This window comes from Nocardiopsis alborubida, assembly GCF_012396365.1.
Classification (GTDB): Bacteria; Actinomycetota; Actinomycetes; order Streptosporangiales; family Streptosporangiaceae; genus Nocardiopsis; species Nocardiopsis alborubida.
Genome location: NZ_JAAXPG010000046.1, coordinates 1 through 21586, shown reverse-complemented (window position 1 = coordinate 21586; position 21586 = coordinate 1). Strand labels below are relative to the sequence as shown.

Below are 21586 nucleotides of genomic sequence, written 5' to 3'. Positions count from 1 at the left end.
CGGAGGGCCGCCTCCCCAGGGGAGGCGGCCCTCCGCGCTCGTGCCCGGTTCAGGCCTCCGGGGCCTCCTCTGCACCGTGCGAGGTCACCCGGAGCCTGTCCGCGCCCTCGTCCACGTCCACCACCACGGTGGCGCCCTCGGCCAGGTCGCCCGACAACAGCTCGCGCGCCAGCGGGTCGCCGATGGAGGACTGCACCAGACGGCGCAGCGGACGCGCGCCGTAGTTGGGGTCGTAGCCGGTCAGCGCCAGCCACTCGCGGGCGCTCGCCGACACCTCCAGCCCCAGCCGCCGGTCCGCCAGCCGCCGGGCCAGCTTGTCGACCTGGAGGTCCACGATCCGCGTCAGGTCCTCGGTGGACAGCGCGTCGAACATGATCACGTCGTCCAGACGGTTGAGGAACTCCGGCTTGAACGTCGCGCGCACCACGTCGAGCACGCGCTCGCGGCGCACCGCCTCCTCCAGCGTCTGGTCCACCAGGAACTGCGACCCCAGGTTGGAGGTGAGGATCAGGATGGTGTTGCGAAAGTCCACCTGACGGCCCTGACCGTCGGTCAGGCGGCCGTCGTCCAGCACCTGGAGCAGGGTGTCGAACACCTCCAGGTGCGCCTTCTCCACCTCGTCCAGCAGCACCACCGTGTACGGGCGTCGGCGCACGGCCTCGGTCAGCTGGCCGCCCTCCTCGTACCCCACGTAGCCGGGGGGCGCACCCACCAGGCGCGACACCGAGTGCTTCTCGGAGTACTCGCTCATGTCCACGCGCACGATCGCGCGCTCGTCGTCGAAGAGGAACTCCGCCAGCGCCTTGGCCAGCTCGGTCTTGCCCACGCCCGTGGGGCCCAGGAACAGGAACGACCCCGTCGGCCGGTCCGGGTCGGAGATGCCCGCCCGCGCCCGCCGCACCGCGTCCGACACCGCGGCCACGGCGTCCTTCTGCCCGATGAGACGCCTGCCCAGCTCCTCCTCCATGCGCAGCAGCTTGGAGGTCTCGCCCTCCATCAGCCGCCCCACGGGGATGCCGGTCCACGCCGACACGACGTCGGCGACCTCGTCGGCGCCCACCTCGTCCTTGACCATGGTGGCGCCGCCCCGGCTGGCCGCCCTCTCCTCGTCCCTGCTGGCCTCCTCGACCTGCTTCTCCAGCTGCGGGATGTCCCCGTACATCAGCCGGGAGGCCGCGCCGAAGTCGCCCTCGCGCTGGGCCAGTTCGGCCCGCGTGCGCAGGTCGTCCAGCTGCCCCTTGAGCTCGCCGACCCGGTTGAGACCGGCCTTCTCCTGCTCCCACCGGGCCACCAGCCCGGTGAGCTGCTCCTGCCGGTCGGCCAGGTCCGCGCGCAGCCGCTCCAGCCGCTGGCGGCTGGCCGGGTCCGACTCCCTGTCGAGCGCCATCTCCTCCATCTTCAGGCGGTCGACGGTGCGCTGGAGCTCGTCGATCTCCACCGGGCTGGAGTCGATCTCCATGCGCAGCCGGGACGCCGCCTCGTCGATGAGGTCGATCGCCTTGTCCGGCAGGAACCGCGCGGTGATGTAGCGGTCGGACAGGGTCGCGGCGGCCACCAGGGCCGAGTCGGCGATCTGCACCTTGTGGTGCGCCTCGTAGCGGCCCTTGAGCCCGCGCAGGATCGCGATCGTGTCCGCTGCCGAGGGCTCGCCCACCATGACCTGCTGGAAGCGCCGCTCCAGGGCGGGGTCCTTCTCGATCTTCTCCCGGTACTCGTCCAGGGTGGTCGCGCCCACCATGCGCAGCTCACCGCGCGCCAGCATCGGCTTGAGCATGTTGCCCGCGTCCATGGCGCCCTCGGCGGCGCCGGCGCCCACCATCGTGTGCAGCTCGTCGATGAACGTGATGACCTGGCCCTCGGACTCCTTGATCTCCGAGAGCACCGCCTTGAGCCGCTCCTCGAACTCGCCGCGGTACTTGGCGCCCGCCACCATCGCGGACAGGTCCAGGCTCACCAGGCGCTTGCCCACCAGGGACTGCGGCACGTCACCGGCCACGATCCGCTGGGCCAGGCCCTCCACGACCGCGGTCTTGCCCACGCCCGGCTCGCCGATGAGCACGGGGTTGTTCTTGGTGCGGCGGCTGAGCACCTGGATGACCCGCCGGATCTCGCCGTCGCGGCCGATCACCGGGTCCACCTTGCCCTCGCGGGCCCGCTCGGTCAGGTCCACCCCGTACTTCTCCAGGGCCTGGTAGGTGTCCTCCGGGTTCTCCGAGGTCACCTTCCCCGTGCCGCGCACGCGCTCGAACCCCTCCAGGAGCGCGTCGGGGGTGGCTCCGGCCTCGGTGAGCAGCCGCGACGCCTCGCCGCCGTCCGCGGCCAGCCCCACCAGCAGGTGCTCGGTGGAGACGTACTCGTCCTCCATCTGCTGCGCGCGCTGGGCCGCGGTGTTGATGGAGACGATCAGCTGGCGCGAGGAGCTGGGCGAGCTGACCGTGGACCCGGCCGCCTTGGGCAGCGCGCCGACGGCCGCCTCGACCCTGTCCCGGAGCGCGTCCGGACTGGCGCCGACCTCCTTGAGCAGCGGGCGGGTGACGCCCTCCGCCTGGTCCAGCAGGGCCGCCAGCAGGTGCACGGGCTCCGTCTGCGGACTGCCGTCCGTGGTGGCCCGGCGGATCGCCACCGACAGGGCCTCCTGGCTCTTCTTGGTGAGCTTGTAGTTCATGCGCGGTGACTCCTTTCACAAGTCGTGTCACGGGGGGTGATGTCCGACGGCCGACCGCGCCCCCGTGTTCGCCGTGGCGGAGTTCCGTCAGTCCTGCTCGTCCTCGGTGCGGCCCGAGGCGCCGGGGCCCCTGCCCCGGTCCTCCTCGTCGTTCCTGGGCTCGGCGGTGTTGAAGATCGTCACGCGGGTGCGGCGCACCAGCTCGCCGCGCACCCCCGTACCGCCGTCGGCCGGGCGGCCCCGGCGCGCCACCGCCCGGCGCGCCGCCTCCAGCTCGTTGGCCAGGTGGAACACCTGCTCCCGCAGCTGTTCCACCTCGTGCTCCAGTTCCAGGATCCGCTTGATCCCGGCGAGGTTGATGCCCTCCTCCTGGGACAGCCGCTGCACCTGGCGCAGCGTCTGCACGTCGCGCATGGAGTAGCGGCGCCCGCGGCCGGACGCGCGGCCCGGCGAGACGATCCCCAGTCGGTCGTACTGCCGCAGAGTCTGCGGGTGCATCCCCGCGAGCTCGGCGGCGACCGAGATCACGTAGACCGGAGCGTCAGCGCCGAAGGAGTCGTTCACGTCGTTCACGCACCCTTCGCCCGCGTTTCGAGTCCGTCGCGCGGGTCGTAGTCGGAGGTCGCGGCGCGGAACTTCTCCAGAGCCTCGCGTGCGTCTCCGTCGAGAGTCCTCGGTACCGCCACCTCGATCGTGACGAGCATGTCGCCCGTGGTGCCGTCCTTGCGGTTCGCGCCCTTGCCGCGCACCCGCAGCTTGTGCCCGTTCTGCGTGCCCGGCGGGACCTTCACGGTCACCGGGAAGCCGTTGAGGGTGGGGATGCGCACGTCCGCGCCCAGAGCCGCCTCGGGGAAGGTCACCGGGACGGTGATCGTCACGTTGTCGCCGCTCCTACCGAACACCGGGTGCTCCTTCACGTGGACGACGACGTAGAGGTCACCCGTCGGGCCGCCGTTCTCGCCCGGTGCGCCCTTGCCCTTGATCCGGATCCGCTGCCCTTCGGACACGCCGCCGGGGATGCGGGTCTGGACGGTGCGGGTGCTCTTGCCGCGCCCGCTGCCGCTACAGGTGGGGCAGGGGTCGTCCACGACCAGGCCGCGGCCCTTGCACTCGCTGCACGGCTCGGACAGCGAGAAGCCGCCCAGGTTGGTGTTCTCGTGCCCGGTGCCGGAGCACTTGGGGCACATCCGCGGGGCGGTGCCCGACTTGGCGCCGGTGCCCTTGCAGGTGGGGCAGGCCGACTCGTCGGCCAGCTGGAAGGAGCGCGTGGCCCCCTCGGCCGCCTCGCGGAAGGTCAGTGTCGTCTCGGTCTCGATGTCGGCGCCACGTCTGCTGCGCGTGGTCCCGCCGCGCCCGCGGCCGCCGAACAGCCCGCCGAAGAGGTCGTTCAGCCGCTCGCCGCCGCCCGAGGTCCCCGTTCTGCCGGTGCCCTGCCCGAACAGGTCGCCCACGTCGAACCCGCCGGGGCCGGTGCCGCCGCCGGGGCGGTAGGAGCTGCCGAACAGCGAGCGCGCGTTGTCGTACTCCTTGCGGCGCTTCTCGTCCGACAGGACGTTGTAGGCCTCGGAGATCTCCTTGAAGCGGTCGGCCGCGCCGGGGTCGTCGGCGTTCGCGTCCGGGTGGTTCTCCCTGGCCAGCTTGCGGTAGGACTGCTTGATCTCGTCCTTCGAGGCGGTCTTTGAGACTCCCAGGACCTTGTAGTAGTCCTTCTCCAGGTAGTCCTTGGTGCTCATCGACTGGTGCCTTCCCCCGCTGGTGCCGGTTGCGTCCGATGCTTCCATGTGACCCCGCACCGCGTCGGGCCGGGGTCCGGCTCCGGCCGCGGCCGCCGCTCACGCGGGGCCGCGGCCGGAGGATCAACGGGCGGACCCGTTACCTGTCGTCTTCCCCGCCGTCGGCGCCGTCCGCGGCCGGGGACTCCCCGCCGGGACCCTCGTCCGCGGCGGCGGAACCGGACGCGGCCTCCTCGCCGCCCTCGACGGGATCCCCGACGACCACGCGGGCCGGGCGCAGGATCCTCTCACCGATGCGGTACCCGGGCTGGAACACCTCGATCACGGTCTGGACCGAGATGCCCGGGACCGGCATCAGGGTGAGCGCCTCGTGGAGGTTGGGATCGAACTCGTCGTCCTTCTCCGCGTACCGCTCCAGGCCCAGCTTGGTGACCACGGCCTCCAGGGACTCGCCCACCGCCTTGAACCCGCCGTTGAGCTCGTCGTGCTCACGGGCCCGGCCGATGTCGTCCAGGATCGGCAGCAGTTCGCCGAGAACCTGGGCTGTGGCGATCTCGCGGACGGCCACGCGGTCGCGGTCCACGCGCTTGCGGTAGTTGGCGTACTCCGCCTGCACCCGCTTGATGTCGTTGGTGAGCTCGACGACCCGCTCGTCCGCGTTGATCGCGTCCGACACCACCGACTCGGGGGTGTCGGGGACCTCGACGTCCTCCAGATCGGCCTCGACGACATCCTCCTCGGCGACCTCGGGGATCTCCTCGGTCGCGTCGCCCTCGGCCTCGGGGTTCCTGACCTGCCCGGTCTCCGGATCGATCCGGCGGTTGTCCCGGATCACCGGCCCCTGGCGCTCCTCACCGTCGCCGGTGCCGTTCGTGTTCTCCGACGGTGCCATCTGAGACACGCCCTCCTTCCTCGGCTCGACCTGGGATCAGGACTGGTTGCCCTGGGTGCCCTTGTTGTCCTCGTCGACGATCTCGGCGTCCACGACGTCGGCGTCGTCGCCGGAACCCTGGGTGCCCTGGGCCGCGTCGCCCTCGGCGCCCTGCTGTCCCTGGCTGTAGATGGCGGAGCCGATCTTCTGGCTGGCCAGCGCGACCTTCTCGCTCGCGGTGCGGATGGCCTCCACGTCGGAGCCCTCCAGAGCGGTCTTCAGCTCGGCGACGGCAGCCTCGGTCTCGGAGCGCACGTCCGCCGGGACCTTGTCCTCGTTGTCCTTGATGACCTTCTCGGTCTGGTAGACGAGGGACTCGGCGTTGTTGCGGACCTCGGCCTCCTCGCGGCGCTTGCGGTCCTCCTCCGCGTACTGCTCGGCCTCGCGGACCATCTTGTCGATGTCGTCCTTGGACATCGCGGAGCCGCCGGAGATGGTGACGGACTGCTCCTTGCCGGTGCCCAGGTCCTTGGCGGTGACGCTGACGATGCCGTTGGCGTCGATGTCGAAGGCGACCTCGATCTGCGGGACGCCGCGCGGCGCCGGGGGCAGACCGGTCAGGTCGAAGACGCCCAGCTTCTTGTTGTACTGGGCGATGTCGCGCTCGCCCTGGTACACCTGGATCTGCACGGACGGCTGGTTGTCGTCGGCCGTCGTGAAGATCTCGGAGCGCTTGGTCGGGATGGTCGTGTTGCGCTCGATGAGCTTGGTGAACACGCCGCCCTTGGTCTCGATGCCCAGCGACAGCGGGGTGACGTCCAGCAGCAGGACGTCCTTGACCTCGCCCTTGAGCACACCGGCCTGGAGCGAGGCGCCGATGGCCACGACCTCGTCGGGGTTGACGCCCTTGTTGGGGTCCTTGCCGGTCATCTCCTTGACCAGCTCCACGACGGCGGGCATACGGGTGGAGCCGCCGACCATGACCACGTGGTGGATCTGGTCCAGGCTGATCCCGGCGTCCTTGAGGACCTGCTGGAACGGGGTCTTGGTCCGCTCGACCAGGTCGGCGGTCAGGCGCTGGAACTCGGCGCGGGAGAGCTTCTCGTCCAGGTGCAGCGGGCCCTCGGCCGAGGCCGTGATGTAGGGCAGGTTGATCGCCGACTCGCTGGAGCTGGAGAGCTCGATCTTGGTCTTCTCCGCGGCCTCGCGCAGGCGCTGGAGGGCCATCTTGTCCTTGGACAGGTCCACGCCGTTGGAGTTCTTGAACTTCTCCACCAGCCAGTCGACGATGGCCTGGTCCCAGTCGTCGCCGCCCAGGTGGTTGTCGCCGTTGGTCGCCTTGACCTCCACGACGCCGTCGCCGACCTCCAGGAGGGAGACGTCGAAGGTGCCGCCGCCGAGGTCGTAGACCAGGATGGTGGCCTCGTCCTCCTTCTCCAGGTGGTAGGCCAGCGCGGCCGAGGTCGGCTCGTTGATGATGCGCAGGACGTTGAGGCCCGCGATGGTGCCGGCCTCCTTGGTGGCCTGGCGCTGGGAGTCGCTGAAGTAGGCCGGGACGGTGATGACCGCGTCGGTCACGTCCTCGCCCAGGTAGGCCTCGGCGTCGCGCTTGAGCTTTTGGAGCACGAAGGCGCTGATCTGCTGGGGGTTGAAGGTCTTGTCGTCGATCTTCACCGTCCAGTCGGTGCCGATGTGGCGCTTGACCGAGCGGATGGTGCGGTCGACGTTGGTGACCGCCTGGCGCTTGGCGACCTCGCCGACGAGCACCTCACCGTTCTTGGCGAAGGCGACGACGGACGGGGTGGTACGGGCGCCCTCGGCGTTGGCGATGACCGTGGGCTCGCCGCCCTCCAGGACCGCGACACACGAGTTCGTCGTACCGAGGTCGATTCCGACCGCACGTGCCATGGTTGCTTCCTCCGTCAAAGTTGAGTCGTTCAGACGTAATTTTGCTTCGTCGGCTGGGGGCTGTCAAGTCAGTTGAGTTGACCCGACTCAAGTTGCTTCCTACGCCCTGACAACGGTCGGCCGGACCGGGATGTTCCCGACCTGGGCACTCTGATCGGGGATATGGGCGAACCCCGGGACAAGTCGGGGAGAACCTTGACCCGCAAGATCAGGGGGGCTCGGGGTTCCCCTGGGGTGGCTCCGGGGATGCGGGTGCACGGGGCCGCGGGACCCCGTCCCGCGCGAGGCCGGGGGAGTACGGCGCGGGGGTCCGAGGGGCGCCGCGCGCGGCGGCTCGGGGTCCGGGGGAGTGCCGCGGGGGTCCGGGGAGTGCCGCGGGTGCCGGCGCGCGGGCGGTCACCGGAGGGGCGCCTTCCGGTCAAACGGAGGGAAACGCCCGTGTCGCAGCACCGGGCGCCCGCGGTCGGCGGCCGACGATGGCCCTGCCGCCGACGCGCTGGTACCGCGGGGCGGCGACCGGCGCGGCGGTTCCCCGCCGCGTCCGCCGAAGTCCCGAAACGGAGACGCCCGTGACGCCCAAGGCCCTGCTCGCCTCCGCACTCGCCGCCACGGTGCTGCTGCCCGCGCTGGGCACCGCCCCCGCGTCCGCCGAGGACGTCCCCCGGCCGATCGGGGACACCACCGCGCCCGTCGGTGAGGCGCCACCGCCCGCCGGGGACGTCGCGGTGCCGGCGGGGGAGGCCGTCGCACCGGCGGGGGAGGTCGCCGACCCCGCGTCCGCCGGGGACGACCCCGCGTCCGCCGGGGACGCCGAGGGCGCCTTCTCGTCCACGTACCGGCACAACACCTTCGAGCGCCCGGCCGCGGGCAGCGCCTACACCCTCGCGGAATGGGAGAAGGACGGCTGGTACGCCCCCAGCGCCAGGGGCCTGGAGGAGCGCGCCGTCATCGACGACTCGGTGCCCGCACACGGGGGCGGGCAGTCGCTGCGCGTGCTCTACCCCGAGGGGAAGATCGGCCCGCGGGACTCCGGCGGGCTGGCGCCGTTCCGGCTCACCCCGGCGCGTGAGTACTACCTGTCCTTCTGGGCGCGCCTGGACGAGGACTTCAGCTGGGGGACCACCTCGTTCGGCGGAAAGCTGGGGTTCGGGCTGGCCGGGGGCGCGGGGTGCTCGGGCGGGGACGTCTGCACCGGGGAGAACGGCTACAGCTCGCGCGTGGTCTGGCGCCGCGACGGCAAGGCGGAGCTGTACTACTACCACATGGACAAGAAGGGCGAGTTCGGCGACTCCGAGCCCCTGGTCGCCGACGGGGCCGCCGTCCACCTCCCCCGGGGCGAGTGGGTGCACATCGCCCAGCGGGTCCGCGTCAACACGGTCACCGACGGACAGGCCAGCCCCGACGGGGAGATCGAGGTCTTCTACAACGGCGAGCCCGCCGCGATGGTCACCGGCCTGCGCCTGGTGACCGACGAGGACCTGGTGGACAAGGCCTATCTCTGGTCCTTCTTCGGAGGCTCCACCGAGGGCTTCGCCCCCGCCCACGACAGCTACGTCTGGTACGACGACCTGAAGGTGTCCACCTCGCGCGCCGACATCTGCGAGCTCGGCGGCTGCGTCTGACCCCGGCCCGGCCCCATCCGGCCCCCCGGGCGGATCCGGCTCCGGCGGCCCCGTGCGTCGCGCCGTCCGGGGTCCCGGCTCCGGGGTCGTCCACAGGGAGGGGACGGGCGTTGTCGGAGGCCGGGCCCCTCCGGGAGACTGGAAGACGGGGGGTCCCACGGCGTCCCGCGCTTCGCCCTGCCCGGGCGCCGCACCGCTTGCGCGGACGACCCCAGAGAAGGCTCCCGGGGAAGGCCGCCGAGGACGGCTCCCGGGGAAGGCCGCCGAGGACCGCTCCCAGAGACGGTCCCCGAGGACGGTTTCCAGGGACGGCGGCCCCCGACCAGTTGTCCACAGCCGCGCATCCGTGGTTGTTCCACTCCCGGCCATGCCGCAACCTGGTAATAGGGGAGAGACGGTGAAGTCACCGATACCCCCGTCGGGTCGTCCCGCGACCGCCGTCCGCTACATATAGGACGTGCGGTGCGTCCGAGTCCTGTTCGGGCACACCCGCGCGGTCCTGTCACACCGGCATCAGCGCCAGCGCCGGACGGCACCGACGCACGCGCGCCGACCGGGTTCCGCGACCCGGCGGCCTGTGGCGACGGCCACGGGGTTCCGCCTCCGCCAGGGGTCGGGCATCCGGTGGCGACCGCGGCATTACTCGCTAGTAACATATAGTTCGACCCCCGGTGTGTGGCGCACCGGACGACGAAGCAGGATGGGAGGCCACGGACGATGCTGTACCTGACACTGGGCATCATCACCTCGGTCTTCGCCGTGGTCGCGTTCACCATGTTCGCTCTGGGTATCCGCCAGATCGTGCGAACCGTGGGTGTGGGCCGCTCGGTGGAGCCGGAGCGCAAGGGGCCGTTCGGACAGCGGCTCACCATGGCGCTCATCGAGATCCTCGGGCACGGGCGGATGCTCAAGCGGCCGTGGATCGGCGTCGCCCACTGGTTCGTCATGGTCTCGTTCCCGCTGCTGGTCTTCACCGTCGTGGAGGCCCAGGGCGAGGTCTTCGACCCGCACTTCAAGCTGCCGATCATCCACGACTGGGCCCTCTACGGTCTGGCCATCGAGTTCATCGCCGCGGCCAGCCTCGTCGGCATCGTCGGCCTGACCGTCTACCGCATGCTCAACGGCCCCAGGCGCCTCGGCCGCCAGTCCCGGTTCACCAACTCCCGGCACTGGACCGCGTACTACGTCGAGGCCTACCTGTGGGGCCTGCTGATCTCGATCTTCGTGATCCGCGGCCTCAAGTCGGCCATGGGCGACTTCCCGTTCCCGGCCTGGGCGACGCCGATCTCCACCGGCCTCGGCGCGATCCTGCCCGGCGACCCCGCGATCGCCGAGCCCGCCATCGCCCTGGTCGCCGCGTTCAAGCTGATCATCAGCTACCTGTTCTTCATGGTCATCGCCCGTGTGCTCACCATGGGCATCGGCTGGCACCGCTTCCTCGCGCCGGTCAACATCTACTTCAAGCGCAACGCCGACGGGTCCCCGTCCCTGGGCGCGGCCAAGCAGATGATGGACAAGTCCGGCACCAAGCCCCTCGACTTCGAGGAGGCCGACCCCGACGAGGACCCGTTCGGCGCGGGCAAGCTGGAGGACTTCACCTGGAAGGGCCTCCTGGACTTCAGCACCTGCACCGAGTGCGGGCGCTGCCAGTCCCAGTGCCCGGCCTGGAACACCGGCAAGCCGCTCTCGCCCAAGAAGGTCATCCTCGACCTCCAGAAGCACACCTACGAGAAGGCCCCGTACCTGCTCCAGGGCATCACCGAGGAGACCCTCGCCGAGAAGCCCGACGAGAGCCACGCGGGCGTGGACGTCCTCGCCCTCCTCAACCGGCCGCTGGTCGGCACCGAGGAGGAGAACGGCGTCATCCACCCCGACGAGCTGTGGGCCTGCACCAACTGCGGCGCCTGCGTCGAGCAGTGCCCGGTCGACATCGAGCACATCGACCACATCCTCGACATGCGCCGCTACCAGGTGATGGTCGAGTCCAACTTCCCGTCCGAGGCCAACACGCTCCTCAAGAACCTGGAGAACAAGGCCAACCCGTGGGGCATGGCCGAGGACCGGCGCATGGACTGGATCGAGGAGCTGGCCTCCCGGGAGGAGAACCCGGTCGAGGTCCAGGTCGTCGACGACAAGCTCCCCGAGGACACCGAGTACCTGTTCTGGGTCGGCTGCGCCGGCGCCCTGGAGGACCGCGCCAAGAAGACCACCAAGGCCATCGCCGAGCTGCTCGACATGGCGGGCGTGAAGTTCGCCGTCCTGGGCGGCATGGAGGCCTGCACCGGTGACCCCGCGCGCCGCCTGGGCATGGAGTACGTCTTCCAGATGCTCGCCCAGCAGAACGTGGAGACGCTGAACGAGGCCGGTGTCACCAAGATCGTGGCCAGCTGCCCGCACTGCTTCAACACCCTCGCCAACGAGTACCCGCAGCTCGGCGGCACCTACGAGGTCGTGCACCACAGCCAGCTGCTGGCCAAGCTCGTGGAGGAGGGCAGGCTCACGCCGGTCAACTCCGTGGAGGAGAACATCACCTACCACGACCCCTGCTTCCTGGGCCGCCACAACAAGGTGTACACGCCGCCGCGTGACATCATGGCGCAGGTGCCGGGTGTCAGGACGCAGGAGATGCACCGCCACAAGGAGCGGGGCTTCTGCTGCGGCGCCGGTGGCGCCCGCATGTGGATGGAGGAGCGGATCGGCAAGCGCATCAACACCGAGCGGGTGGACGAGGCGCTGACCACCAACCCCGACACCGTCTCCACCGCGTGCCCGTTCTGCCAGGTCATGCTCGGCGACGCGATCAACGAGAAGAAGTCGCAGGGTGAGGCGAAGGAGACGCTGGAGGTCGTGGACGTCTCCCAGCTGCTGCTGCGCTCGGTCCGGGGCGAGGCCCCCAAGGAGGAGGCCGAGACCGCCGACGCCCAGGGCTGACGCGAGGGCACCTACGAGGGCACGGGTTCCGGGGAGGGGCCGGGACGCCGACCGCACGGTCGGCGTCCCGGCCCCTGCGCCGTTCAGCGGCGGTCCGGCGCGCGACCCCGCCCCGCCGTCTCCGGGCCCCGGGCCGCGAACGTTCACGGCGGGAGAAGCAGCCTGCTCGCGGGGAGGGGCGCGGGTCCGCTCACGGCGAGGGGGCGAGGTGCTCGTCGAGGAACCCGTCCAGGCCGTGCCGGGCGACCTGACTGGCGAACCCTCCCCAGTTGAGGTCGAACATGTGCTCCGCCCAGGGGATCTCCAGGAGCCGGTGCGGCACCCCGGCCGCGTCGAGCCGGGCGGCCAGGCGGCGGTTGTCCTCCGGGCCCAGGAACAGGTCGTGGCCGGGCATGATCAGCAGGGTGGGCGGAACCTCCGGCGAGACGTACGTGATGGGCGAACTCATCGCGTACTCCTCGGGCAGCTCCTCCAGGGAGCCGCCCATCAGGCGCTCGCTCTCCTCCAGGAGGTCCTCGCCCATCGGGGAGTGCCGCTGCCGCCAGGGCACCTCGGGCGCCCCGGCGGTTCCGTCCGCCACCGAGTACCAGGCCGCGACCGCGTCCACACCGGTGTCGGGCACGTCGCAGCTCGGGGGGATCTCCTCGTCCGAGCTGTACCCGGCCAGGAGGGCGAGCAGGCCGCCCGCCGACTGGCCGGTGACGGCGACCCGGCCGGGGTCGGCCCCGTACTCCGCGGCGTGCTCGCGGGCCCAGCCGATCGCGCACTTGACGTCGGAGACCGGTACCGACCAGTCGCCGTCGGGGAAGTAGCGGTAGTCGACGTCGAACACCACGTGCCCGCTGTCGGCCAGCCACGCGTCCCAGCGGGGGAGGAGGCTCTGCGGCAGGTCCTCCGCGCCTCCGTGGACGTTCACCACGATCGGCAGCGGGGCCTCCCCCTCCCGTTCCGCGGGTTCCCACACGTCCAGCTCCAGGTCCTGCGGGTCGGAGGCGTCCCCGACCGCTGACTCTCCGGTGCGCAGGTAGACGCGGGTCTCGGGTGCGCGGTCGGCGCTGGTGGCGAGCCCGGCGGCGTACTCGCCGAGGTCGAGCCGGGCGCCCTCCGCGCGGGCGGCGGACCAGACCGACGCGGGCGGGACGAGCGCGGCGACCAGCACCGCGCCGTTGGCCGCGGCGGCCGCCGCGGCGAGGCGCCGACGCCACACCGCTCCCGTGCTCCTCGCGCCCGCATTCCGCCCGGCGCCCTCCCGGGTGCGCGGCCGGGGCCTTCCCGCCGCGGCCAGGGCCAGGGCCAGGCCGAAGACGGCCAGGACGGCGAACACCAGGCTGAACTCCAGTACCAGCAGCCCGTACTGCCACGCGTTCCAGGAGAGCGGCGGCAGCAGGACGAGCGCGGCCGCGCCCGCGCCGAGAAGCGCGGTCGTACCCGCGAGGACGGTCGCCAGCCAGCGGGCGGCCGCGGCGGCGCGATTCCGTCGTTCCATGGTCTCCCCTTCGAGGACTCTTTCGATACGTCCGTATCGATACGAACGTATCAGAACGGGGGATGTGTCAGAATGTGGCCGTGCCCAGGTACGTGGACAAGGACGGACGCCGCCGACAGGTGGCCGCCGCCCTGCGCCGGATCGCCGCCCGCGAGGGCCTGGAGGGCGTCAGCATCCGCACCGTGGCGTCCGAGGCCGGCCTCTCCACCGGAGCCGTCCAGCGCGACTTCGGGACCAAGGAGGCGCTTCTCCTCTTCGCCATGCACGAGGTCGTCGAGGCGGTCTCCGCGCGGCTGGCCCAGGTGCGGATCGGTCCGGGGCGGCTGTCCTTCGCCGAGGGGCTGCGGCGCGTGCTCACCGACCTGCTGCCGACCGACGACGACCGCCTCGCCGAGGCCCGCGTCTGGTCGGCGTTCTACGCCCGCGCGGCCGTGGACGCCGAGTTCGCGCAGGTCCTCGCCGGATTCGACGTCCGGGCCCGCGCCGCTCTGCGCGCCGCCGTCGGCTGGGCGGGCGAACAGGGGGAGCTGGCCCCCGGGCAGGACCCGGACGCCCTGGTGGAACTCCTGCTGGTCCTGGTGGACGGGATCTGGCTCAGCGCCGTCCGCCAGCCCCCGGGCGCCCCGATGGACGCCCAGCGCGCGGCGGTGGAGGCGGCGGTCGCGGCGGTCACGCGCGGGTAGGCGCCCCCCGCAGGGATGGTCCGCGCCGTCGGTACGGCCCGGCCGACGGTTCCACCGCGGTGGCCTCGTGGTCGCCCATGGCCGTTCCTCACCCCTCCTTCCGCGTGGCCGTGCCGCCTCCGTGGGCGTTGTGCCGGGGAGGGGCTTCCGGAGAAGAGGTGATTAGGTTAGCCTTACCTGACTGTCTTCTATCTGAGGTGGCCGCCCGTGAACGCCCCCGTTCCCCCTCCCGCCGACCGCGCCCGTTCCATCCTGGCCCGCTGCGGCCCGGTGACCGTGGCGGCGGCCTCGGACCGGTTCGGAGAGACGGGGGACGTGCGACTGGAGGACGTCCCCCGCCACGTGCACACCGACGGCGCCGTGAGCTTCCTGCTGCCCGACGGCCATCCGCTCACGTCCCCCCGGGCTGAGGAGGGCCCTGTGGTGATGGCGGAGTTCACCGACCTGTCGCCCGTGCTGATGCGCGACAGGGTGCGGGCGGTGCTGTGGGTGAGCGGCGCCGTGGAGGTGCTGGAGCACACCGCCGCCCGCGCACGCGCGGCCCGGCTGCCCGAAGCCGCCACCGACGACCGGCTGCTGGAGATCGGCCACGGCCTGACGATGGCGGTCCTGCGCACCGCCCTGGTGGTCCAGTCCGACCACGACGGGGCCCACGTGCTCGGACCGGCCGAACTGGCGGCCGCGCGCCCCGACCCGTTCTGCCTCTGGGAGGAGCCCTGGCTGCGCCACCTCGACCAGGACCACCCCGACCTGGTGGGTGACCTGCTGGCCGCCGCTCCCGGCGCTCCGCGCGGCGGTCGGCCCCGGCCCCTGGGCGTGGACCGCCTCGGGCTGCGGCTGCGGGTGGAGGCCGCGCGGGGGTACCACGACGTGCACCTGCCCTTCACCCGCCCGGCGCGCACCCCCGACGAGGTCGCCGTCCAGGTGCACCGGCTGGCCGGGCACCCGGTGCCCCAGGGCTTCGACCGCGGATGAGCGGTCGCCGGGCCGCGCTGATGACATTTGTCAGTGCGCGCACAGGTAGGTTCCCCCGTGCGGCCGGTGATAACGGCGTCTGTTCCGTGTGAACCGCCGCGCGGGATCCTGGGGACATGACGACGACAGCGAGCACCGCAGCGACCGGCCCCGGCCGACAGGACGCCACCGGCCCGGCGGTGGTCGTCCGCGACCTGCACCAGCACTACGGCGACTTCGAGGCGGTCAAGGGGGTCTCCTTCGAGATCCACCCCGGCGAGCTCTTCGCCCTCCTCGGGACCAACGGCGCGGGCAAGACCACCACGATCGAGACGATGGAGGGCTTCCGCCGCCCCAGCTCCGGCAGTGTCCGGGTCTTCGGCCTCGACCCCTACGGACAGCCCGCCGGAGTCCGGGAGCGCACCAACGCCGTCCTCCAGGGCAGCGGCCTGCTGGAGGACCTGAGCGTCGCCGAGACCCTGCACCTGGCCCGCGACCTCGCGGCCACGCCCAGGGACACGGACGAGACGCTGGAGCTGGTCGGCCTGGCCGACAAGCGCGGGGTCGCGGTCCGCCAGCTGTCCGGGGGGCAGAAGCGCCGTCTGGACCTGGGGCTCGCGCTGCTGACCAGGCCCGAGGTCCTGTACCTGGACGAGCCCACCACCGGTATGGACGCCGAGGGCCGCATCGAGACCTGGCGCATCGTCAACGACCTCAAGCGTGAGGGTGTGGCGGTCCTGCTCACCACCCACTACCTGGAGGAGGCCGAGCGCCTCGCTGACCGGCTGGCGATCATGCACCGCGGCGAGGTCCGGGTGGAGGGGACGATCCAGGACGTCCTCGCGGGCTGGGGCGACCGGGTGAGCTTCGTGCTGCCCCCGAACGTGCGCACCGCCGACTTGCCGGCTCTGGAGGGGGCGGAGGTCTCCGTGGAGACGCGCGGCCAGGCGCTGTGGGCCACCTACACGGTCAAGCGGGGGGACGTCGAGGAGCGGGCGCACCACGCGGTGGCCGCGCTCATGTCCTGGGCCGTGGAGAACGGCACCGTCCTGCGCAGCCTCCAGGTGCGCAGCGCCTCCCTGGAGGACGTGTTCCTCCGGGTCGCCGACGGCGCCGCCGACCTGGTCTGACGCGCGCCGCCGCGCTGCGCTCCCCCGCCCCGCAGAGTCCTTCAAGGAGACACCGCCATGACCGCGAACACCGCCGCCCCCGCCGCTGACACCACCGGTGCCCGCCCCCGGCCCGCCGTGAGCTGGACCAGGCAGGCCCTGCGCCTGGCCCGGACCGAGTTCACCCTGTTCGTGCGCTACAAGACCGCCTGGATGTACCTGGCCCTGCCGCTGTTCTTCGCCTTCATGACCACCAACCTTCCCGACGACGAGGTCGTCCCCGGTTTCGGTATGGGGCAGATGGCCATGGTCGCCACCATCGGCTCCATCGGGCTCATCCTCGGTGTCGGGCACCCCTCCAACGTGTTCACCGCGCGGAGGGAGTCGCTGGTCCTCAAGCGGTTGCGGGTCAGCGGGGTGCCCCAGCTGGCGGTCTTCGGCGGTGTCATCGCGGCCGTGGTGGCCTTCTCCCTGGCCATCACGCTGGTCGTGGTCGCCCTGGTCCTCGCCGTCTTCGGCAGCCTCCCCCGGGACCCGCTGATGCTCGTCGTCGCCGTCGTCCTCAGCTCCGTCATGTTCTCCCTGTTGGGACTGCTCATCACCCCGATCGTCCGCAACGCCGAGTCCGCCCAGATGATCTCGATGCTGCCCATGATGGTCCTGCTGTTCCTGGGCGGCGGCCTCATCCCGCTGGAGTTCCTGCCGGAGAGCGCTCGCGTGATCGTCGGCTTCGTGCCGTCCGTCCCCGCTGGTGAGATGGCGCAGACCGCCTACTCCGGCTACGACGCCTTCCGGGGCTTCGGGGACGGGCAGGAGAAGGGCACCTACCTCGCCCTGTGGGTCGCGGCCCTGCCCTCCATCGGGATCATGCTGGCCTGGATCGCGGTGTTGGCGCTGCTGGTGCGCCGCTACTTCAGGTGGGACCCCCGCCAGCCGTAGGGCGGGCGCGGGGCGCCGGGGAGGCCGGGGACGGACGGGCCTGCCCCGGCCTTTTCCCGCGCGGGCCCGGAAAGGCCTGTGGACAACCGTTCGGAGGGGGTCCGCGGCTTCTACGGTTGTGTGGTGGGTCCGGCGGCGGCAGCGGAGGGGAGGCCCCGGTGGAACACGACGGCACGGCCACGGCGGTACCCGGGGACCCGGGGCGGGCGGACACCGCGGGCCCGCGTTCCGCCCCGGACGCGGGGAAGGGCGACGACACCCGCTTCGTCCGCAGGCTCCGGATCTCCCGGCGGTTCGTCCTGTGGTCGATGGCGGCGCTCGCGCTGTTCGTGCCCACCCAGGCGTTCAGCGAACTCGTCGTCCTCGCGGTCGTCCAGCGCGGAGACGCGATCGACCGGGTCGAACCCTGGCGCTCCGCCGCGGCCTTCGTGCTCGCCCTGCCCTGCGGGGCGGCGGGTTTCTGGATGGCCCGGGCCCGGGTGGACGGACGAAGGGTCGCGGACCCCCGGCTCTACTGGGGCTCGCTCGTCCTGCTCGCCCTGGTGTGCGCCTTCGTGCAGACCCCCTTCACCGCTTTCTTCGTCTGCGCGAGCTGGTGGGGCATGGCGGTCCTCGTGGCGTCCCGGCGGCGCTCCGTCCGTGTCACCCTCGTCCTGCTGGTGCTGCCGTGGACGCACTTCCTGTTCACACCGCTGGACCCGCCCCTCAAGATGACGGCGGTCCTGTGGCTGACCGCCGTCGCCTGGACGCTGGTGGTCTCCTCCGGCTACCTGGCCCTGATCCGGTTGTGGGACATAACCCACGAGGCGCTGGAGGGGCAGCGGGCCCGCGCCCGGCTGGCGGTGAGCCGGGAGCGGCTCCGCTTCACCCAGGACATGCAGGGCGTGATCGGACAGGGCCTGACCACGCTCGCGGTCAGGGCCAGGCGCGCCGAGCTGTTGCTGGAGAGCGATCCGGTGCGCTCCGCGGCGGAGATCAACGAGGTGCACGAACTGGCCCGCCGGGTGCTCCAGCAGGTGAGGTCGTCGGTCAGCGGCTACCGGGGCATAGACCTGGCCGAGGAGATGGAGTCGGTCGGCGCGGTCCTGCGCGCCAACGGCACCGAGGCCGTCGTCACCGGAACCGCGGTCCCGAAGCGGTTCCCGGCCGCGGCCGGACTCGCCGCCTGGGTGGTGCGGGAGGGGGCCACCAACGTCCTGCGGCACAGCGACGCCCGCCGCTGCCGGATCTCCTTCTCCGTGGAGGACGCCGGGCAGCGGGGGAGGGCCCTCGTGGTGGAGGTGTCCAACGACCGCGCGCGCGGCGGCCCGGAGACCGGCGCGGCCTCGGCCAGCGGGCTGGCCGGGCTCTCCCAACGCGTGTCACGCGAAGGTGGCACACTGTCGGCGACCCGTACGGATGACGGCGGTTTCCTGCTCAGAGCCGTCATCCCGCTGCCCGACGGGGCCCACCACACCGAGGAGTCACGTTGAGCGACCACGGCGCGCCCCCCGCCGAGTACACCGCCTCCGACCGGGACGGCGACCGCAGGGTCCGCTTCGCCCGGCGCATCGTCATCGTCTCGGTGGGCTTCACCTCGCTGCTCGTCGTGGGGATGCCCCTGGTCGACGTCGTCACGGCCGCGGCCTCGGAGTGGCCCCTGTGGCGCTCCCTGATCGGGGTGGCGGCCTCCGTGCCGATCGCCGTGCTGCTGATCGTGATGCTCCGGGCCAGGCTGGACGGCAGGCGGAAGCCGGACCCGCGCGCCTACTGGACCTCGCTCGGACTGATCGTCGTCGTCGCCCTGTGCCTTCAGGAACCGATCAACACCGTGTTCTTCCTGGCCGCGTGGTGGGGGACCGGGGTCTTCCTCGCTCCGCGCAGGCGCAGCGTCTACGTCACCGCCGCCCTGCTGGTGCTGCCCTGGCTCGTGGTTCCGTTCTACGGGTTCGAGACGCAGTTCCAGCCGCTCCTCTACCTGCTGGTATGGCTGGTGATGGTCTTCTGCGGGCTGATGTTCGCCGGGGGGTCGCTCTCCATGATGTGGCTGTGGGACATCAGCCGCGAGGCCGTCGCCGGACAGCGGGCCCGCGCCCAGCTCGCGGTGAGCGAGGAGCGGCTCCGCTTCGCCCGCGACATGCACGACCTGCTCGGGCACAGCCTCTCCGCACTCGCGGTCAAGGCCCAGCTGGCCGGACGGCTCGTGGAGCGGGCGCCCGACCGGGCCGCCGCGGAGATGGCGGAGGTGCAGGTGCTCGCCAGGCAGGCGCTCCAGCAGGTGAGGTCGGCGGTCAGCGGCTACCGGGAGGTCGACCTGGTGGGGGAGACGGAGGCCGTCCGCGCGGTGCTCGACGCGGGGGGCACCAGGACGGTCACCACCGGCCTGGAGGGGCTGGACCTGCCCCCGCGGACCGCGGCGCTCGCCGCCTGGGTGGTGCGCGAGGGCGGCACGAACGTCCTGCGGCACAGCGACGCCAACGAGTGCCAGATCGGCTTCACCCTCACCCGCGACAGCACCGTGGGGCCCCGGACGCTCGTGGTGGAGGTGTTCAACGACCGGGCCCGGGGCGGCGGCCAGGACGGGAGGGAGTCGGGCAACGGGCTCGCCGGCCTGTCCGAGCGGGTCGCCATGGGCGGCGGCACCCTCTCCGCGGCCCGCACCCCGGAGGGGGGCTTCCTGCTCCGCGCGGTCCTGCCGCTCTGACGCCCCGGTTCAGCGGGTGCCCACCGAGGCGAAGGCCGCGTCGATGTCCTCGGTGGCGCCGTCCCCGCCAGCGGTGTTGACCCCGAGCATGAACGCGCCCCGACCGTCGTCCAGCTCCACGATCACGAAGCGGCCGTAGGTGTCCCCCGAGTCGCTGCCCATGGTCGCCCCGAAGGCGGGGAGCCCGTCCACGTCGGTCTCGCCGGAGGGCTCGGCCCACACGCCGCCCTCGGCGGCCAGGTCGGCCGCCATGTCCACGGCCAGGCGTACCCCGGCCACCGCGATCGGCTCCACCGAACCGAGTTCCTCGGTGCCGGTGACGATGACCGCGTCCGGGTCCTCGGCCGGGCCGAGGACCGCGTAGGAGGAGTACTCCGAGGGGACCTCCTCGTCGCCGAGCCTGCGCCACTCCTCACCGGGGAGTTCGTAGGCCAGCCCGGCCGGAGGATCCGCGCCGGCGTCCGTGCCGTCGTCCGGCAGGCCCTCCGTCTCCCCCGCGTCGTTCTCACCGCTGCCGCTCTCCTCCGCGCCGCCGCCGTCGGCCGCGTCGCCGCGCTCCTCGGCGGACCCCGAACCGGACAGCGGTCCGCCGTCGGAGAGGAACCAGCCGAGTCCGGCCGCGGTGACCAGCAGGAAGGCGAAGGTCACGACGAGGGCGATGGCGAGGGTGACCCGACGGGCGCTGTCGGGCTCGCGGCCGTCGGTGCGGGGGCGGGGGCCGATACCGCGTCGGTCGTCGCGGTCCGGCGTGTCCGGTCCTGGTGGCATCAGGGGCTCCTGTGTGCTGCTGGGGGTTTCCGGGGGCCGGGGTCCACAGAAGCACTACCCAGACCGGAGGGTACGAAGTCGGGCGGCCGTGGCCGGATCGGGCCGCTTCCGGGCGGCACGGCCGCGCCGCGCGGCGCGGCGCGACTCCGCCCTCCCGGGCGTGCCGGAGGGGGCTTCGGCCCGTGGGCCGGGAGGGGAGGTCGGCCTCAGACGTGCCAGGGGGCGAGGGGCAGCGGGGACCACAGGAGGTGGGGCTCGGGCACGTCGCGGGGCGCGGGCAGCACTGAGGGTGGCAGCCGGTACTCGGCCGGGAGCGGGTCGGTGGACCACGCGCGCCGCGTCCCGGGGGCCTCGTCCCGCGGCCCGGGGGCACCGGGCACGGGCCCCGCCGCGCGGGGAGGCCGCTCGGGGTCGGGGTCGGGGACGTGCGGCGTCCCGGCGGGGGGACCGGGGCCGTCGCCGGGGAGGGGGCGCGCGGAGCGGACCGGTCCGGCGGGGGCCGCGGGCGCCTCGGACAGCCCGAGCACCCGGTCGATCTCCGCGGGACTGAGCGGGCGGTCGGCGTCGGCCACCGCGATGAGCACCTCGGCGTACAGTTCGATCTCGTCCAGCGCGACGTGGTCGTGGAGGTGGTCGTGCAGGTAGAGGCTGTTGTTCACGTGAGCTCACCCCCTGGGACAACGGTGTCGCGACAGGACGGGGCACCCCGCGCCGGAGTGCCGTGGGTACGGGTGCGACGGGTCCGTTCCCACGCGAGCGTGAGGAGTACCAGGCTACGCGCAGGGGAGACCGGCGCGCATGACCCGTGAGGACCAGGCGGCGGAGTCACCCGGGTTAGCCAGGAGGGCGCCCCGTCCGGGCGGGCGCGGTGCTTTCGGGCCACCGCGCCGACGCCACGGGTACGACTTTCGTCCCACCCGGCGTGCTCTCGTACTCGTAGCCGGGCTCGACCGCCGACACCGGCCACGAGTACGGGATCACCGCCGGGCAGGGCCTCAAACATCACACTGGCAGCATCTCCGGTCGGACCTGGTCCCGGGTGGGGCCTGGCGCTGGAGGACGGGTCCCCGCAGCGCGAGCCCGCAAGGGTAAGGAGCACGTCCTAGGTGTATTGACCACTGAGGTTGGTAACACCCACCCCACCTGACACACACAAAGAGGGCCTCCGGTAACGGTGTGGATTGCGACATCTACCACCGGACCGGAAGGCCCTCGATGCCCCACACTACCCACG

At 72.3% G+C, this 21586-nt stretch carries 16 protein-coding genes; 8 read left to right on the top strand and 8 right to left on the bottom strand.

Annotated features, from left to right (window positions below; genetic code table 11):
* Positions 1-49: 49 nt before the first annotated feature.
* From clpB to dnaK, 5 genes are all read right to left on the bottom strand, one after another.
* Positions 50-2665 (bottom strand): ATP-dependent chaperone ClpB, encoded by a 2616-nt coding sequence (clpB, locus tag HGB44_RS30055; protein WP_061083498.1) that lies wholly within the window; start codon positions 2663-2665, stop codon positions 50-52.
* 87 nt (positions 2666-2752) lie between these two features.
* On the bottom strand, positions 2753-3238 hold the full coding sequence (locus tag HGB44_RS32780; protein WP_061083499.1) for a heat shock protein transcriptional repressor HspR: 486 nt from the start codon (positions 3236-3238) through the stop codon (positions 2753-2755).
* Positions 3235-4398 carry a molecular chaperone DnaJ gene (gene dnaJ / locus HGB44_RS30045; RefSeq protein ID WP_061083500.1) on the bottom strand — a complete coding sequence of 388 codons (1164 nt, stop codon included), beginning with the start codon at positions 4396-4398 and terminating at the stop codon, positions 3235-3237. Before dnaJ ends, HGB44_RS32780 begins: the two co-directional genes overlap by 4 nt.
* A gap of 139 nt (positions 4399-4537) precedes the next feature.
* A complete protein-coding gene (gene grpE / locus HGB44_RS30040; RefSeq protein WP_061083501.1) occupies positions 4538-5290 on the bottom strand; it encodes a nucleotide exchange factor GrpE in 753 nt (250 codons plus the stop codon).
* Positions 5291-5326: 36 nt separating this feature from the next.
* Positions 5327-7177, bottom strand: a complete 1851-nt coding sequence (gene dnaK / locus HGB44_RS30035) for a molecular chaperone DnaK (RefSeq protein ID WP_061083502.1) — start codon at positions 7175-7177, stop codon at positions 5327-5329.
* A gap of 569 nt (positions 7178-7746) precedes the next feature.
* On the opposite strand from dnaK, the gene HGB44_RS30030 reads away from it, so the two are divergent.
* On the top strand, positions 7747-8799 hold the full coding sequence (locus HGB44_RS30030) for a polysaccharide lyase (protein WP_061083503.1): 1053 nt from the start codon (positions 7747-7749) through the stop codon (positions 8797-8799).
* A 717-nt stretch (positions 8800-9516) separates the two neighbouring features.
* Complete coding sequence (locus HGB44_RS30025) at positions 9517-11730, top strand: (Fe-S)-binding protein (protein WP_061083504.1); 2214 nt, start codon at positions 9517-9519, stop codon at positions 11728-11730.
* A 190-nt stretch (positions 11731-11920) separates the two neighbouring features.
* On the opposite strand, the gene HGB44_RS30020 is transcribed toward HGB44_RS30025, so the two are convergent.
* Positions 11921-13216 (bottom strand): alpha/beta hydrolase, encoded by a 1296-nt coding sequence (locus HGB44_RS30020; protein WP_061083505.1) that lies wholly within the window; start codon positions 13214-13216, stop codon positions 11921-11923.
* A gap of 74 nt (positions 13217-13290) precedes the next feature.
* On the opposite strand from HGB44_RS30020, the gene HGB44_RS30015 reads away from it, so the two are divergent.
* The 6 genes from HGB44_RS30015 to HGB44_RS29990 all read left to right on the top strand — a co-directional run bounded on the left by HGB44_RS30015 (position 13291) and on the right by HGB44_RS29990 (position 19584).
* Positions 13291-13899, top strand: coding sequence for a TetR/AcrR family transcriptional regulator (locus HGB44_RS30015; protein ID WP_061083506.1), 609 nt, complete (start codon positions 13291-13293; stop codon positions 13897-13899).
* 207 nt (positions 13900-14106) lie between these two features.
* The gene (locus HGB44_RS30010; protein WP_061083507.1) at positions 14107-14874 is read left to right on the top strand and encodes a DUF2470 domain-containing protein; all 768 of its coding nucleotides are present in this window, start codon (positions 14107-14109) and stop codon (positions 14872-14874) included.
* Between the two features lie 116 nt (positions 14875-14990).
* Positions 14991-15983, top strand: a complete 993-nt coding sequence (locus HGB44_RS30005; RefSeq protein ID WP_061083508.1) for an ABC transporter ATP-binding protein — start codon at positions 14991-14993, stop codon at positions 15981-15983.
* 57 nt (positions 15984-16040) lie between these two features.
* Positions 16041-16901: an ABC transporter permease gene (locus HGB44_RS30000; protein WP_061083509.1), complete on the top strand. Its 861-nt coding sequence runs from the start codon at positions 16041-16043 to the stop codon at positions 16899-16901.
* 158 nt (positions 16902-17059) lie between these two features.
* Positions 17060-18373 (top strand): sensor histidine kinase, encoded by a 1314-nt coding sequence (locus HGB44_RS32775; protein WP_061083749.1) that lies wholly within the window; start codon positions 17060-17062, stop codon positions 18371-18373.
* Entirely contained in the window at positions 18370-19584 is a 1215-nt protein-coding gene (locus tag HGB44_RS29990) for a sensor histidine kinase (RefSeq protein WP_061083746.1), read from the top strand. Before HGB44_RS32775 ends, HGB44_RS29990 begins: the two co-directional genes overlap by 4 nt.
* Positions 19585-19593: 9 nt before the next feature.
* Here HGB44_RS29990 and HGB44_RS29985 read toward each other — a convergent pair whose 3' ends face one another.
* Together HGB44_RS29985 and HGB44_RS29980 are read right to left on the bottom strand one after the other, a co-directional pair.
* Positions 19594-20352: a hypothetical protein gene (locus tag HGB44_RS29985; protein ID WP_061083747.1), complete on the bottom strand. Its 759-nt coding sequence runs from the start codon at positions 20350-20352 to the stop codon at positions 19594-19596.
* Positions 20353-20558: 206 nt separating this feature from the next.
* Positions 20559-21011 (bottom strand): hypothetical protein, encoded by a 453-nt coding sequence (locus HGB44_RS29980; protein WP_061083748.1) that lies wholly within the window; start codon positions 21009-21011, stop codon positions 20559-20561.
* Between the last annotated feature and the right edge of the window lie 575 nt (positions 21012-21586).

Bases quoted from the DNA above. Each gene is read 5' to 3' on its own strand.
- clpB (WP_061083498.1), bottom strand. From the start codon at position 2,665: ATGAACTACAAGCTCACCAAGAAGAGCCAGGAGGCCCTGTCGGTGGCG.
- dnaJ (WP_061083500.1), bottom strand. From the start codon at position 4,398: ATGAGCACCAAGGACTACCTGGAGAAGGACTACTACAAGGTCCTGGGA.
- grpE (WP_061083501.1), bottom strand. From the start codon at position 5,290: ATGGCACCGTCGGAGAACACGAACGGCACCGGCGACGGTGAGGAGCGC.
- dnaK (WP_061083502.1), bottom strand. From the start codon at position 7,177: ATGGCACGTGCGGTCGGAATCGACCTCGGTACGACGAACTCGTGTGTC.
- HGB44_RS30025 (WP_061083504.1), top strand. From the start codon at position 9,517: ATGCTGTACCTGACACTGGGCATCATCACCTCGGTCTTCGCCGTGGTC.
- HGB44_RS30020 (WP_061083505.1), bottom strand. From the start codon at position 13,216: ATGGAACGACGGAATCGCGCCGCCGCGGCCGCCCGCTGGCTGGCGACC.
- HGB44_RS30005 (WP_061083508.1), top strand. From the start codon at position 14,991: ATGACGACGACAGCGAGCACCGCAGCGACCGGCCCCGGCCGACAGGAC.
- HGB44_RS30000 (WP_061083509.1), top strand. From the start codon at position 16,041: ATGACCGCGAACACCGCCGCCCCCGCCGCTGACACCACCGGTGCCCGC.
- HGB44_RS29985 (WP_061083747.1), bottom strand. From the start codon at position 20,352: ATGCCACCAGGACCGGACACGCCGGACCGCGACGACCGACGCGGTATC.